The organism is Marinomonas pontica (genome assembly GCF_036322735.1).
Taxonomy (GTDB): domain Bacteria; phylum Pseudomonadota; class Gammaproteobacteria; order Pseudomonadales; family Marinomonadaceae; genus Marinomonas; species Marinomonas pontica.
The window spans coordinates 152,166-166,525 of the sequence record NZ_AP027271.1; the positions used below are offsets into that span (position 1 = coordinate 152,166).

The 14,360-nt window shown below is 48.3% G+C and carries 14 protein-coding genes; 9 read left to right on the forward strand and 5 right to left on the reverse strand.

Translation table 11 applies throughout. From position 1 onward, the window contains the following. Positions 1-9: 9 nt before the first annotated feature. A complete protein-coding gene (locus AABA11_RS00685; protein ID WP_338264602.1) occupies positions 10-1,440 on the forward strand; it encodes a coniferyl aldehyde dehydrogenase in 1,431 nt (476 codons plus the stop codon). 88 nt (positions 1,441-1,528) lie between these two features. Here AABA11_RS00685 and AABA11_RS00690 read toward each other — a convergent pair whose 3' ends face one another. Next, the gene (locus tag AABA11_RS00690; protein ID WP_338264604.1) at positions 1,529-3,514 is read right to left on the reverse strand and encodes a methyl-accepting chemotaxis protein; all 1,986 of its coding nucleotides are present in this window, start codon (positions 3,512-3,514) and stop codon (positions 1,529-1,531) included. Positions 3,515-3,686: 172 nt separating this feature from the next. Between AABA11_RS00690 and AABA11_RS00695 the strand changes: the two genes are divergently transcribed. Both AABA11_RS00695 and AABA11_RS00700 read left to right on the forward strand, forming a co-directional pair. Further along, positions 3,687-3,884: a hypothetical protein gene (locus AABA11_RS00695; RefSeq protein ID WP_265729655.1), complete on the forward strand. Its 198-nt coding sequence runs from the start codon at positions 3,687-3,689 to the stop codon at positions 3,882-3,884. A 74-nt stretch (positions 3,885-3,958) separates the two neighbouring features. Beyond that, positions 3,959-5,134, forward strand: a complete 1,176-nt coding sequence (locus AABA11_RS00700) for an aldose 1-epimerase family protein (RefSeq protein ID WP_338264606.1) — start codon at positions 3,959-3,961, stop codon at positions 5,132-5,134. Here the strand turns inward: AABA11_RS00700 and AABA11_RS00705 are convergent. After that, a complete protein-coding gene (locus AABA11_RS00705; protein WP_265729657.1) occupies positions 5,103-5,513 on the reverse strand; it encodes a gamma-glutamylcyclotransferase family protein in 411 nt (136 codons plus the stop codon). The genes AABA11_RS00700 and AABA11_RS00705 overlap by 32 nt on opposite strands. A gap of 149 nt (positions 5,514-5,662) precedes the next feature. Next, a complete protein-coding gene (locus AABA11_RS00710) occupies positions 5,663-6,724 on the reverse strand; it encodes a bifunctional transcriptional activator/DNA repair enzyme AdaA (RefSeq protein ID WP_338264609.1) in 1,062 nt (353 codons plus the stop codon). Between the two features lie 235 nt (positions 6,725-6,959). Here AABA11_RS00710 and ypfH point away from each other — a divergent pair, with 235 nt between their 5' ends. From ypfH to AABA11_RS00725, 3 genes are all read left to right on the forward strand, one after another. Beyond that, a complete protein-coding gene (ypfH, locus tag AABA11_RS00715) occupies positions 6,960-7,586 on the forward strand; it encodes an esterase (protein WP_338264611.1) in 627 nt (208 codons plus the stop codon). Between the two features lie 95 nt (positions 7,587-7,681). Continuing rightward, complete coding sequence (locus AABA11_RS00720; RefSeq protein ID WP_338264613.1) at positions 7,682-8,443, forward strand: sulfite exporter TauE/SafE family protein; 762 nt, start codon at positions 7,682-7,684, stop codon at positions 8,441-8,443. Positions 8,444-8,591: 148 nt separating this feature from the next. Further along, a complete protein-coding gene (locus AABA11_RS00725) occupies positions 8,592-9,629 on the forward strand; it encodes a GGDEF domain-containing protein (protein ID WP_338264615.1) in 1,038 nt (345 codons plus the stop codon). Here the strand turns inward: AABA11_RS00725 and AABA11_RS00730 are convergent. Continuing rightward, positions 9,626-9,862, reverse strand: coding sequence for a hypothetical protein (locus AABA11_RS00730; protein ID WP_338264617.1), 237 nt, complete (start codon positions 9,860-9,862; stop codon positions 9,626-9,628). The genes AABA11_RS00725 and AABA11_RS00730 overlap by 4 nt on opposite strands. Beyond that, on the reverse strand, positions 9,859-10,467 hold the full coding sequence (locus tag AABA11_RS00735; RefSeq protein WP_338264618.1) for a DNA-3-methyladenine glycosylase I: 609 nt from the start codon (positions 10,465-10,467) through the stop codon (positions 9,859-9,861). Before AABA11_RS00735 ends, AABA11_RS00730 begins: the two co-directional genes overlap by 4 nt. Before the next feature lie 214 nt (positions 10,468-10,681). Between AABA11_RS00735 and AABA11_RS00740 the strand changes: the two genes are divergently transcribed. From AABA11_RS00740 to AABA11_RS00750, 3 genes are read left to right on the forward strand one after another with little or no spacing between them, the layout of a single operon-like run. Further along, positions 10,682-12,355, forward strand: coding sequence for a phosphotransferase (locus tag AABA11_RS00740; protein WP_338264619.1), 1,674 nt, complete (start codon positions 10,682-10,684; stop codon positions 12,353-12,355). Next, the gene (locus AABA11_RS00745) at positions 12,348-13,241 is read left to right on the forward strand and encodes a GAK system ATP-grasp enzyme (protein WP_420915707.1); all 894 of its coding nucleotides are present in this window, start codon (positions 12,348-12,350) and stop codon (positions 13,239-13,241) included. The genes AABA11_RS00740 and AABA11_RS00745 overlap by 8 nt, the downstream gene beginning before the upstream one ends. Further along, complete coding sequence (locus tag AABA11_RS00750; RefSeq protein ID WP_338264621.1) at positions 13,238-14,323, forward strand: HprK-related kinase B; 1,086 nt, start codon at positions 13,238-13,240, stop codon at positions 14,321-14,323. The genes AABA11_RS00745 and AABA11_RS00750 overlap by 4 nt, the downstream gene beginning before the upstream one ends. Positions 14,324-14,360 lie beyond the last annotated feature (37 nt).

The following is a 14,360-nucleotide window of genomic DNA, read 5'->3' on the forward strand; positions in this document are numbered from 1 at the left end:
GAGGCCCCAATGACAACGACTGATCCCCAATATTCGTCGCATGACGCGATCCATTCTGTGTTTGCGCGATTAAAACGCACGGCGCAGCAAACACCCTATCCTTTAGCGGAGAATCGTCTGCATTGTCTGCAGCAGCTGCAAGAGGCAATACAAGACCATGAAATAGCCTTGTTGGATGCGTTGCGAGCAGATTTTGGTCATCGTGCTCACGAAGAATCTCGATTGTTGGAGTTGGTGCCGTTATTGGGAGAAATCAAACACGCCAAACGGCATCTCAAAGCGTGGATGAAACCGTCAAAGCGTCGTGTCCATATAAGCGCCCGGCCTGCCAACGCTCAGGTGTTTTACCAGCCGAAAGGCGTGGTGGGTGTGATCTCGCCTTGGAATTATCCAGTATTGCTGTCTCTGGGGCCTTTGGTGGGCGCATTAGCCGCGGGCAATCGAGTGATGCTGAAACTGTCGGAGTTTTGCCCTGCGACCAATCGAGTAATACGCGATATCGTGATGTGTGCCTTAGGGGAAGACTGGGTTGACGTAATAGAAGGCGAAGCTGACATCGCAAATGCGTTTAGCTTGTTGCCGTTTGATCATCTTTTGTTTACGGGTTCGACATCGGTTGGCCACATTATTATGCGCAATGCAGCGGAGCGTTTAACGCCGGTGACATTGGAACTGGGTGGCAAGTCGCCTGTGCTGGTAGCGCCATCGGCGGATTTGAGAGACACCGCTAAAAAATTGGTGTTTGGAAAGCTTCTTAACGCAGGACAAACCTGTGTCGCTCCAGACTATGTGTTGTGCCATCGCGATCAAAAGTCGTCATTGATTGACTATATAGAAGAGGAACTCGCGGCGTATTACCCAAAAGGTGTGCTGAGCCCTGATTACACCAGCGTGATCAATGAACGTCAGTTAGGGCGTTTACAGGGCTATTTAAACGAAGCCAGAGCCGCTGGCGTGAAGTGCGATAATCTTATGCCAAAAGGGCCAGAGACCCGTGACGGTAAGTTGGCGTTTCATGTTCTGCACGAACCAGATGACGCGTTAAAAATAATGCAAAACGAGATCTTCGGGCCGCTGTTGCCAGTGCTTATCTACGACGACATGGCCGATGCACTGGCGTACATTCAGCAACGGCCTAGGCCGTTGGCTTTGTATCTTTTTACTCAGCAAGCGGCAGATCGCACTCAGTGTGAAGCGCACACAATCAGCGGCAGCTTGGTCATCAATCATACCCTAATCCAAGTGGCGCAAGCCGACCTGCCTTTTGGCGGCATTGGTGCGTCTGGCATGGGGGCGTATCACGCAGAAGAGGGTTTTCGCACCTTTTCCCACAACAAGTCGGTATTGCGCAAGCGTGGTATTAACCTGCTGGCGTTGTTTCGCCCACCTTATGGGCGTGTTATTCATCGCTTGGTGGCGAGGTTTTGGCCGCTTCTTTGAGTGTACAAAGTGAGCGGTCTGCCGTGTTCCACCCATAAAAAATCCCACAATGAAGCCTCATCGTGGGATTTTTTGTTCTGTTGCTGGATTATTTCAACGCATTGAGTCGGTTAGCAATGGCGTCGATCTCTTGGCTCATGCGACTAAGATGGCTGGAGTCGCTGGCGTTGCTGCCAGTCAATTCCTGCAATCGGGACACAAACATGCTCAAATCTTGCGACACTTTTTGCTGTTCGCCAGCGGCCACAGAAATTTGCGTTGCTTGGTCGGTTATCTGAGAGAACGCGTTCACGACTTGCTGTAAATGCGCAGCGGTCGATTCGGCCGTGGCCACGGCACGCTCGGTTTCACTTTGCCCCAGTTCCATTGAGCTGACCGATTCTTTCGATGCGATCTGTAAGCGCCCAAGGACTTGCTCAATTTCCACCGCGGAGCTTTCACTCTTCGCCGCAAGGTTACGGACTTCGTCAGCAACTACGGCAAAGCCGCGACCTGTTTCACCCGCACGAGCGGCTTCTATCGCGGCGTTCAGTGCCAATAAGTTGGTTTGCTCTGCGATGTCACGAATCACGCTCAACATACCATTGGCGCGGCGGCTGTCTTCGTCGAGCTTCAGTATGTTGGTTTGTGCTTGTGTCATGGCACTGGTGAGCGAGCGCATGGTTTCGATCACGGAGCTCATTTCTTTGCCGCTGTTGCGCACATCGGTATGAATGCGTTCCACAGTGTCTTTGGTTTCGTTGGCGTACATGGCCACATCGTGCGATGTGGCACCCAGTTCTTCGGTCGCCGCTGCCAATGTGGTGTTTTCATCGCTCAAGCTGTTAGCTTTGCTTAAGAAGTCATTGCTGAATGTGCTCAAGCGTCCTGCGTCTTTCACCAAATTGGCGGATTCGATGTGGATTTGCTCCAGCAATTTTTTCAATTTATCGCCGTAGGCGTTGACGGCTTGGCGCAAATCGCCCAATTCGTTCAAAGTGCCTACTTCCAGCTCTTGTGTGCTGCCACCGTCGGCCAGCTCTTGTATTTGCTGAGTGGTTTGGTTGATTTTACTCAGCAAACTGCGGAAGTAAGAAATCGCAATGATGCTCACAATAATCAACAAAGCACCAATCACCAGCATGAGGAATAATCCCATGCTTTGGGCAATTTCTGTCATGCGGGCCTTTGGAACCACCAAACCAACTGTCCAGCCGGTTTCGGGGTGGCGAACTAGGTCGACATAGGCCGCTCCGCCGAGTATGTCGTCGTGACTTAAGGAGATGACGGTTTCTTTGTCTGTTGCGTTAATTAATGCGGGTTTGAGCCAAGGGGATTGGTTGCCAAGCTCTGTGGCAGTAAGCATGCTGCCATCGCTTTTAACTAGATTGGCTTTGCCTTTTGGAAAGCTAAGGACTTGGCCAGTTTGGTCAATGGCAAACACATAGCCTTGGTTTTCAGCGCCGTATTGTTCTAGTGTGTCGGTAATGCCATCCAGCATCATGTCGACAGTGGCGACACCGGTGAACTTATTGCCTTCTTTCATTGGAATGGTACAAGTCACCATAGGGATGTTAGTAACCGGATCAATGTAGGCTTCTGACCAAGCGCAGCGATTGACTGGGGAGGTTCTCCCAACGCTGTACCAGCCTTCATTATGGTAGCCCGATCCGGCAGGGTCGTTGTAATCATCTAGGTAGCTCATTTTGCTGCCATCGCGCCCCCAGAAAAAACTGCGGCGCTCAGTACCTTGAGTAAAGGCCGAAGGCTCTGGCCAGATGCCGCCACCCGCGATGCTTTTGTCATCGTGATTATTGATGATGTTAGGGAAAACTTTTTTGAACAAGGCTTCGTCTTTTGGGAGCTGAGTGCTGGCCAAAGCGAGTGTGCTGGTTAAAAGTTGGATTTTTTCGAGTTTGGCGCTGAGAAGTTCGCTCAGGCCTTTTTGGTTGACGGAGATTTGCTGTTGGCGTTCGGCCGTTAGGTCGGGTTTTACTTTCGTTTCAATAACAAGATAAATACTGGCAAGCGCGAGCAAAAGAATGATCACTAAGCCAATGTTTATTTGTTGTCGGATTCTGATCGGTGATTTCATAGCAACCTCAATCTTCGCAACATGGGGGATAACTAAAACAATAGTCTGATACAAATACCAAGGGCAAGCGCATTTTTTACACAAATTGTAATAATAATAAAAAAGAAGACGTCCGAATGGTCGGGGTCTCATCGTTTACATCGGCGTATTCGCATTAATATAGGAGTATTGGATGAAGTCATTTTTTCTGTTCTTTACGTTCACACTAATCCTCGGCTGCAGCAATAAAGATGTGTACAGCAATTTGCAGCGCAGTCATGCGTTTTCGTGCCAGTCGTTAAAGGCGACACAACACGAGGAATGCATGAGTCAATACAGCGATTCATACGAAGATTACACCGCAAAACGCAATGGGACGTTGCGCCCATAAATTATTCTTTATTGCGGCTGGTTTTGTGCGGGTGCTCGCGCTAGCATGAGGGAATTTTCTGCGGAGCCTTGTCCATGTTTCAACTTGTTCTTCTTAGTAATCAACAACATATTGATGTGGGCAATGTATCGCTGTCTGCTGAATTAATGGGTTTGCCGAAAGACATCCCGATCAGCGTACAGCAGACGTGTTTAATGGGCGGTAAACAAGCGGGCTCCTGCTTGATCACATTAACCGTCGGCGATTCTGTGGTGCGCGTGGTGCCGACTCGCGGCATGGCGGTGTTGGATGTGCTCAGAAAGGATAAAACCGGAAAAGACGTGCGCTTTGGTTGGGATTCACCAGTCAAAGAAGTCGTTCACCCAAGCTTTATTAATCAAGAAGCGTCTGGCGGCATTGGCTGGTTGGATGGTTTTAATGAGATGGTCGTGCGTTGTGGGTATCAATGGGCAGGTCACCCAGGTCAAGATGGCGATGAGTTTTTGACCTTGCATGGTCGTATTCAAAACACGCCTGCCGACGAGGTGGTTCTAGAGGTAGAACAAGTGCCGCCGTATCGAGTGAGTTTGCGTGGGCGCGTCGATGAAAAGCGTTTTAAGTTTACGAATTTCGAGCTACACACTGTCTTGTCACTGGCGCCGGACGAGCCATATTTGCTGGTTGAAGACACCTTGGTCAACAAAGGCAGCTATCCCCGAGAGTACCAAGCCATTTACCACAATAATTTTGCTCAGCCTATTCTGGAAAAAGGGGCGCAACTGCATGTTCCCGTGGCGGAATTATCGCCGTTTAATGACTACGCTGCGGGTGGTTTGAATGATTGGAATCAGATGCCTGCGCCAACCCAAGACTTTGATGAAATGGTGTTTAATATTCGTCCGTTGAGTGACGAGAAAGGCTTTTCTCATGCCTTGTTACACAACGCTAACGCGAGCCATGGTATTGAGGTGAGTTATCAGACCGACACCTTGCCAGTGCTGACCGTGTGGAAAAATACGGACACACTGGAGCAAGGTTATGTGGTGGGCATCGAACCGGGCACCAGCTTCGCGTATAACCGTTCTTATCAGCGCGGATTGGGCTTGGTGCCAACGATTGCGGCTGGTGAGTCAAAACACTTTGTGGTGCGTTTTGGTTTGTTAACCAATGAAGATCAAGTCCAAGCAAGTATGGCGAATATCGCGCAATTACAAGGTACGCAAACGGCTCAAATATTGCCTACGCCGATTGTGCGCGTTGGTGAGTCATAGCGGTTCGAAAATAGCGCTCCCAATCGCCTGCTTCCATGTACGGTGCGTGGTCTAGGGATTGGTTGTAAACATAAATCCAGCCTCGACCGTAAGGGGAGAAAACGCGCTTTCTAATGTACAAAGAGCTATCAGGCGTGTTTGGGTCATAGCCTTCAAGCTGGTCCAAAGACGCCAGTATTTCGTCTGATACGTCGTACCATTCCACACGGATGCGTCCGCTTTCATCGTGAGTCGATACGATACCGGGAAAGTCGCCAAGGTTGTGCATACGAAACCCAGTCAACCAGCCTAATCCGATGCGTTTGCATTCTGACAATACGGTGTGATTATTCAGCCCCTCGCGAAGCGTTCCATATACGGCAACAATGTTTGTAGGCATGTTGAATTCCATCTAATACGAGTCAAAGTGTACACCATGAACGTGCCGAGGCGTCATTTCAAGAGCGACTGACCGAAATTACATTGTGATGACATAACCTTGATGTATTCATGAAGTTCGCCGCATTTTCCTGTCTTTTCTTATACGTTTTACGCCTTAGGTGCATGGCTTTTTTCATGATCGAGCAACCAACGTTTGCGCTCTAGACCGCCAGCGTAACCCGTCAAACTGCCGTCTTTACCGATGACACGATGACAGGGGATGACAATGGCGACGCGGTTCATGCCGTTGGCGCGGGCGACCGCTCGCACGGCTTTGGGGTTATTTAATCGAGTGGCTTGCTCTTGGTAACTGGCGGTCTCGCCATAGGGAATGGTGCCGAGCATTTGCCAAACGCCATTTTGGAAGTCGGTTCCTGGTGTGTGCAGCGGCACGCTGAACTCGGTTCTGCTGCCCAAAAAATACTCTTCTAACTCTTGCTTTAGTTGCGTGATGTGCGCATTTTCGCCTGCCATGATGGGGGCTTTCAAGCGACGTTGTAGGTCTTCAAATTCGGTTTCTAGCATGCGTCGGTCGACGAATTCTAGTAAGCAAATGCCTTCGTCTGTGGCGCAAACGAACATGGGACCAATTGGGGTGGTTAATCTGTCGATTAATATCACAGCGTTCTCCAAATGCAGAGTCGGCGAATGGCCGAGTAATTTTTTAAAAGTGTAACCGAAACCGCTTAATGAATCGTAACCCGAATCCAGTGCCGTATGCGTGGCGGTTTTGCCCGTTTTTAACTCCTGAAACGCGTGGTTTATTCGAAACATACGTTGGAAAGTTTGAAACGTCATACCGTAATGTTGGTTGAACCAGCGGCGTACGAAAATAGGGCGAATGCCCGCTTCTCTTAATTGTTGATCGGTGATTTTAGTCTTGGTGCTGTCTCGCACTAGGTGCATGGCGGCTTGCACTTCAGGGGGAGCTTCGAACGCATTTTCAGTGGGGCGACAAACTTTGCAAGGCCGAAATCCTGCGTCCATGGCGTCTTTGAACTGGGTGTAAAACTCGACGTTTTCGCGTTTCGGTTTGCGTGCTCGACAGGTCGCAATACAAAAAATAGAGGTGGTTTTGACCCCCACAAAAAACGTCCCGACAAAGCTGGGTTCTCGGTTTAATAGGGCTTCATAGTATCGGTCGGCTTGTTTTTGGTCGGTAATGCGCATGGGGTGATCCGCTTGGCTGAATATCGTGAGAGAGCGTGCCTGATAGACCTAGGTTAGCGTGCTTTAATCTGCAGCAACAACCGAAAACTGGACGAGTATTTTATTACGTCGACGACTAAGTGTACGAATGTGTCATGAATATTGAATTTACTGCACCAATCAAGCGTAAATGTGTATTTGTTTGATGATATGGCCTATTTTGGTTTTATTTAATGATGCTTTATAAGGACGTTATATGCTTGGTACGATAGTGCTTCAATCCCCAAAGAAGTCGACGCATTTATTTTTATTGTTTCATGGTGTGAATGCCACCCCTGAAAGTTTACACCCGATCGCCACGATGTTGGCTCGATCCTATTTACACGCCGCGATTGTCTTGGTTCAGGCACCTTATGCGTCTGATTTTGGTCAAGGTTATCAATGGTTTTCTGTCCAAGGTGTGACCGAGCAGAATCGCACACAGCGAGTTGAAATGGCGATGCCTGCTTTTGTTGAAACGGTACGTAATTGGCAGAAGAAAACGGGAGTGAATGCCGAGCAAACGACCTTAATTGGCTTCTCGCAAGGGGCGATTATGTCCTTGTCTTCGACACAAATGGTCGAGGACGTGTTAGCGGCAAGAATTGTGGCTTTGTCAGGGAGGTTTGCTACATTGCCCAAAAAAGGGGTCGATCAAACCCAAATTCATTTTATTCATGGCGATCAAGATAACGTGATCGATCATCGAATATCCCGAATCGCTCACGAAGCACTGTTGGCGCGCGGCGTGATGACCACGTATGACCTTATTCCCCATCTTGCACACAGTGTGGACCAAACCGCTATTATGAGCTTATTCCAACGTTTGTCTGACGGTAAGTAACAGAAAGAATCTTTTGTCAGTCTGCGCAATTCTCCTTATTATTCGTCCCTCTTTTTTCTCCAGCTTCTAAATAAGAACAATGTAAGGACAATGTTATGGATTACAGCGTATTCACGGTTTCGCTTTTAATTGGTACTGGCTTTCTTGCTGGCATCATTAACACCTTGGCTGGTGGTGGCTCCAATCTGACGTTACCCGCTTTGATGGTAATGGGAATGCCCGCTGACATTGCTAACGCGACGAATCGTGTTGGGGTGTTTTTGCAGAATGTGGCAGCAACGTTTGGCTTTCGTAAAGCCAAAAAACTGGATAATGCGGATATCTTGCCAGTGATGATTCCCTCTTTACTTGGCGGCGTTGTCGGTGCCTTTGCGGCCAGTTATGCGCCAGAAGCGTGGCTGAAACCCTTGTTATTAAGCGCCATGATTGGCATGACGGTCATCATGATTGTGCGACCTACCATGATTGCGCCGCCAGAGGGCACAGTGCCGTTCAAAGTGTCAGAAAAGCCAAGTGCTTGGATCGCTTTGTTTATCGCCGGTGTCTACGGTGGTTTTGTGCAGGCGGGGGTGGGTTTTATTTTGATTGCTGCGTTGGCTGGTACATTGCGTTATGACCTTGTTCGTACCAATGCGTTGAAAATGGTCTGTACGCTTGGCTTTACCGCCTTGGCGCTAGGCGTGTTTATTTGGAATGACCAGATCCTTTGGATTCCGGGGCTGATCCTAGCTTCCGGCACTATGCTGGGGTCTTATCTTGCGGTAAAAATGGCGATCAAGGCCAACCCTAAGCACTTAAAATGGTTTCTGTTTGTGATGACGGTTTGCGGCAGTGCGGCGGCATTGTTGAGCGATTAGTTTGGCATAAAGACTGATTTCTTCTTCTATTAATTGTATAAAGTAAAAACATACCCCATTTAGGGGGGATGTTCAAAAATTGTATAAATAACGATTTTTTCGATGGAAAAGAAAGTGCCAAACATTATTTGGTCTGCTTGGAGTAAGCGTGGTTATTCGATATTTAGAGCAAGCGTTTGGGGTGGCGTCTTCGCATCCTGATTTTCGCTTCAGAGGCTTTTTGTTTTCAGCCCTTATATTAATTTCGTCGGGTTTTGGCTTCTTTAGTTTCTATAACGCCGTGATTGATTTTTATCCTCCGATGCTGATCGCCGATTTAATCGGTTTTTTCTCTTGTTTCATCGGCGGCTACTATTTGCTGGTGAAAAAACAGCCCAAAGTGGCCGCAGCCATTTTGCAGTTGATCGTTACGCTCATTACCTTTTTGTTTATCTTGGTGGATGGAAACGAAGAGTTTGCCCTTGCGTTTGCTTTTTTCACTCCAGTAATGGGAATCTTCCTTTTAGGGTATAAGTTTGGATCCATTCTGAGCGTCATTAACTTTGCTGGGATTTTTTATTTTTGCTTCACGCAAATGGGCACTTGGCAGCCCGCGCCTTTTCTGAGTATTAACCTGATACATTTTTCTTTTGTTTATACCATTCTTTTGATTGTGTCTTTTTACTATGACTCTAGCCGGCGAAAAGCCTACCAAATGTTGGCTGAAGCCAATGTAAAACTTCAAGAGCTTGCGACAACCGATGCGTTAACGGCATTGCGAAATCGTCGTTATATTGATGATGTATTATTAAATGCCACCAGTGATCACTACATGGCGATGATTGATGTGGATGACTTTAAGCAGGTAAACGACCAGTTTGGTCACGATAAAGGTGACAAGATCCTTGTTAAGCTCGCGCGCGTGTTAGTCAGCAGTGTTGGCGCAAAAGACATTGTTGGTCGATGGGGGGGCGAAGAGTTTGTTGTTATTTTCGCGGAGCCATCCTTGGCGCATGTCGAAGAGTGTTTAAAGTGCCTTAACCAACACATCGCGGCCACGGACTTTGGTATTCAGCGGCCGGTGACGATCAGCATTGGTTTGGCCAACCATAATGCAAAAAGTCATAAAGAAAGCCTACGCTCTGTTGACCAAGCGCTTTACGAGGCTAAATCAAAAGGGAAAAATACCTACAGCATTGCGTGTTAAGGTTTCATTTTGTCGACCATTTCTACAAATCGAGAGACGCCAGAGGTGATCTCTGTCAGACCTCGTGATACTTCGTTGATGCTTTCTTGGCCGTGCAGAGCGATGCCTGTTACTGAGCGTAGCATGTCGTCCATCTCGGTGATCAAGTTGTGGTTTTTTTCCACCACGTCGCCGATTTCTGCGGTGGCGGTATTGCTGGCCAGTTTACGCGCATCGATCGGATGTGCTTTCACGGCCTAACAAACCCTTTCCTCGCCAGATCGATTTTCTCTCGCATAAAACAGTCTTTCGCGTGGTCGTTGATGAGTCCCATGGATTGCATGAAGGCGTAGATGGTTGTCGGTCCGACGAACTGCCAGCCGCGTTTTTTGAGTTCTTTGGAAAGGGCAATGGATTCGGCGCAGGTGGTTTGGGTTTCGGGCGGCGGTAGGGTGTTTTCGTCGGGTTCGTAGCGCCAAATAAAGGCCGCTAACGAGCCTTCTTTTCCGATCATTTCAATAGCACGTTTGGCGTTGTTAATAACCGCGAGAATTTTACGTTTATTACGAATGATGCCTTGGTTGTTAAGTAATTCTGTTATTTCTTTCTCATCAAATAACGCCACTTTATGAAAGTCGAAACCTTTGAAGGCGGCACGAAAATTCTCTCGTTTGCTTAAAATGGTTCGCCAGCTCAAGCCTGACTGAAAGGTTTCTAGACAGAGTTTTTCAAATAAACGTTGGTCGTTATCGACAGGAAAACCCCATTCGTTGTCGTGGTAATGAGGAAAGTCTGGTGCTGTGCTGGCCCACTCGCAGCGGTGACGGCTATGATTATCCGATGAGATCGTTTTGTTCATGCGTTACTCAATTGGCTGTGTGATCAATGCTATCTGTATTTTTTTGACTAGAATCATAAGTAGATAAGCTGTTAAGGCAATCTAAGTTTACGGAATTTAATTCACTCATATCGATATTTTGTTCAGATGATGAATAGTAGTCTTGTCACATAACTGTCATCTAGATGCTTTCTACTGTCTGTATAGTTGATCATAAACTTTTAGGGAAAATGTTATGTCTTCACCCCCAGTGGTGTCTTCGCTTCAAGAGCATGTGTCGTTTCTCTTGAATGAAGTGGAAACACACTGTCATCTTGTTGAGCGATTTTTTACGTCTGGTTCTACTTCTATTTTATCGAGTATTCGCAGCCGCCGAGGTTATGTACAGGCGTTGCGTGAGAAGGCCGATATTGAAACGGCGCGGTTACTAGAGCGTCGTAAAGCGCATACGACGTTCCATGCGCAGGTGTCGGGAATGCACGCTTTGGTGATCGCGCTAGAGCGGTTAACTCAGCATTGTTTTGATTGTGTTCGAGAAGGCACGTTAGCGTCGTCTTATGAGCACCCAACCGGCCCAGAATGCAGTAAGTTGGTAAAGCGCATTCGGCGTGCGTTGCGTTTGGTGCGCGTTGGTGTGAGCGATAATCGTCGCCGTACTGGCATCAAGTTAGGTCGTCGGACTCATAAATTGCTCGCCAGTTATAACGAGCTGCAAGCGCTCACCGTGCAAGCTAAGGCAGATTTAAGCGATGACCAGCTGCGCGCTGCGATTGTCAGTAACGTCAGTGTAAAACGCTTGGTCGAGCAGTTGGGTGTGGTCGCAGAAGCCTTGATTAAAGCGGATCTTGGCCAGATCGCCACTTTGCAGAATTATCCACATTTGCTAGACAGTGCAACCAATTTGAATTATGACCTGCGAGACTTGAAAGTTCGACGTTTGGCGTTGACTCGTTCTGGTAGCGCGATTGCGGCGATCACCCATAAAGACGAATCGGGCAAAGAGGTGTTGGCGGTGTACAAGGAAGGGGATCGCTCCAAGATCGAAGAAGAAGTCGCGGGTGTGAATCAGTGGCGCAATATCGATCCAAGATTAGCCCCTAGCGTGCTTTCTCAAACTGGAACGTCTCGAACCGACGGCGGAAAACACAAAGACAACAGCGAATCGTCGTCGTTACTCATTGAACACATTCCCGGAAACACATTAGAAGCCTTGTTGTTGGCGGGGGATCAAGACGGTACCCAAGCCGCGCTAAAAACCTTATTCAAAACGCTGAACCAAACGTGGAAAACCACATTAACAGCGGAATCCTGCGCTGCGAATTTTATGGTGCAGTTGCAAAAACGCATTGGTGACAGCCGCAAAGTGCACCCCGATTTTTTTAAAGACGAAGAGCGCATCGGTTGTTACGTCAGCCAAGGTTTTGATGAGCTGGTGGAGTGTGTGGCGGAAAAAGAAGCACAATGGCGTGCGCCTTTTTCCGTGCTGACACACGGCGATTTTAACGTCGACAACCTCATTTACGACGACACGGAAAAACGTGTCTACTTTATCGATTTACACCGCTCGGCGTATTTTGATTACGTTCAAGATGTTTCGGTGTTGATGGTTTCTATCTATCGCTTGCAGGTGCTAAGCGGCGAAACGCGAACCCAGATGATGGACAGCGTGAAAGCCGTTTATCGCTTTGCTAGGCGCTTTGCGGCACGCCAGCAGGATACGACCTTTGAAGTCAGGCTGGCGGCGGGGCTGGCGCGATCTTTCGCGACCTCTACGCGTTTTATCTTCGATAAAAAACTGGCTTCTCGCATGCATTTACGCGCTCGCTATTTGCTTGAGCGCTTGGCGAAGTTATCGCCCGAACAAGCCCAAAAATTTACCTTACCATTGAAGGATCTCTATGTTGAATAAGCCGAAAATCGGGGTCATTGGCATCCCCGGTAAATGGTCGACTGAAGTGTTGGCTGATCGCCTTGAAGAGCAAACTGGATTTCGCGCCGTGATCGATATGAATCAAGTGGAATTGCGTTTAGACACCAATGAGCTGATGTATCAAGGGCTGGATTTGATGACGCTGGATGGCTTGATCATCAAAAAAATCAGTGAGGTGTATTCTCCAGCGACAGAAGATCGGATTCATTTGTTGTCTCACGCCGAACGTGCGGGGGTAAAAGTCTTCAGCCCGACTGACAGCGTGGGTAACTTGGTGAACCGCTTGAGCGGCACGCTGGCGCTGCAGCAGGGTAATATTCCTATGCCGAAAACCCGTATCACCGAAAGTCCTGCTCACGCGTTTGAAACAGTGCGAGAGTTCGGCTCAGCGATTTTAAAACCGCTGTATTCCACTAAAGCGCGCGGCATGATCATGTTGACGGACGACGACAGCGATGAATTTGTGCGCAACGCCTTAGAAGAATATCGTCAGAATCAGTCCATTTACTACATCCAGCAAACGGTGAAACTGGATGGTCGTGATTTGGGCATGGTCTTTGTGGGTGGCGAGTATCTTTGCACTTATGCTCGTGTGGGCAATAAGGACTCTTGGAATACCACCATTAACAGTGGCGGGAAATACGAATTATTCGAGCCTGATGCTAGGCTGATTGAGCTGGGTCGCAAAGCGCAAGCGTGCTACGACCTTAGCTTCACCACGGTGGACATTGCCCTAACGGATCAAGGTCCGGTGGTGTTCGAAGTGTCGGCGTTTGGTGGCTTTAAAGGCGCACTTGAAGGGTGCAACATAGACGCGGCACGGGTCTACGCAGAACATGTTTTACAGGAGGTAACGAAATCATGATTAAAACATTATTGAACTTGGCCCACGTGGATGAAGGGACAAAACATTGCACCGACACAATACGTTTGGTGTTTGCGGATTTGGCCGTCACGGTACACGCCAATGAGCCGATGTTGCTGGCCGCACTGGCGGATTATTATCGCAGCTACACAAGCATTGAAGCGCAAGCGACAGTGGCGCTGGATTTGTATGTCATCGAGCAAGAGGCCGCAGGCGAAGAGCTGGACTGGCTCGCCGTGCCAAGAGAAGAAGGCAAGCAAGGTCGAAAAGAAGGCTACATCGATGTGGCTGGCGGTCGTTGGATTAAGAAGTTCAAAACCGGTATGGCGTTTTTACAGCGTCCACAAAAGTTATTGGCGATTGGTCCCTGTGCGGCGAATTTGGCGCAAATTATTAATTTTATTAACAACCAGTTTTTAAATTTGTATTTGCGTCATGACTTTACCTTAGGGCATGCGTCTGCGTTCAGTGTTAATGGTGCGGTGACGGCCATTGCGGCGGGCTCTGGTGGGGGGAAATCGACGCTGATGCTGCGTTGTCTTGAAAACCCAGCGCGCCACTTTCTGACCAACGACCGAATCCTGCTGAAGAAAACGGAGCAAGGCACAAAGGCCATGGGGTTAGCAAAACTGCCAAGAGTAAACCCAGGTACTTTGTTGCATTCGGATCGTTTGCGTCACATTTTGCCTGAATCTCGCCAGCAAGCGTTGGCGCAAATGACACAAGCTGAATTGTGGTCAATAGAAGAAAAGTACGATGTGCAAATCGAAGACGATTACGGTGCTGGTCGCGTGGATTTGGCGGGTAATTTAGAGCGGCTGATTATGCTGGATTGGTCATTGAGCAGTGACGAACCCACTCAGATTGAAGCGGTTGACTTGTCCTCCGAACCCGATGCCATTGAAGGCTTGCGTAAGCGTCCTGGGCCTTTTTTTCAAGGCAAAGACGGTGCGTTTATTGATTTGAATGCGATTAGGTCGGTGTCGCACTATGCCTCTGAGCTTAGCCAAGTGGCGGTGTATCGATTGAAAGGCAAAATCGATTTTGATTACGCTTATGAATTAATCGCTGCGCTGGACTGAATGTCACGTGCCTGATTAATGGCTCTTTTAATAAAAA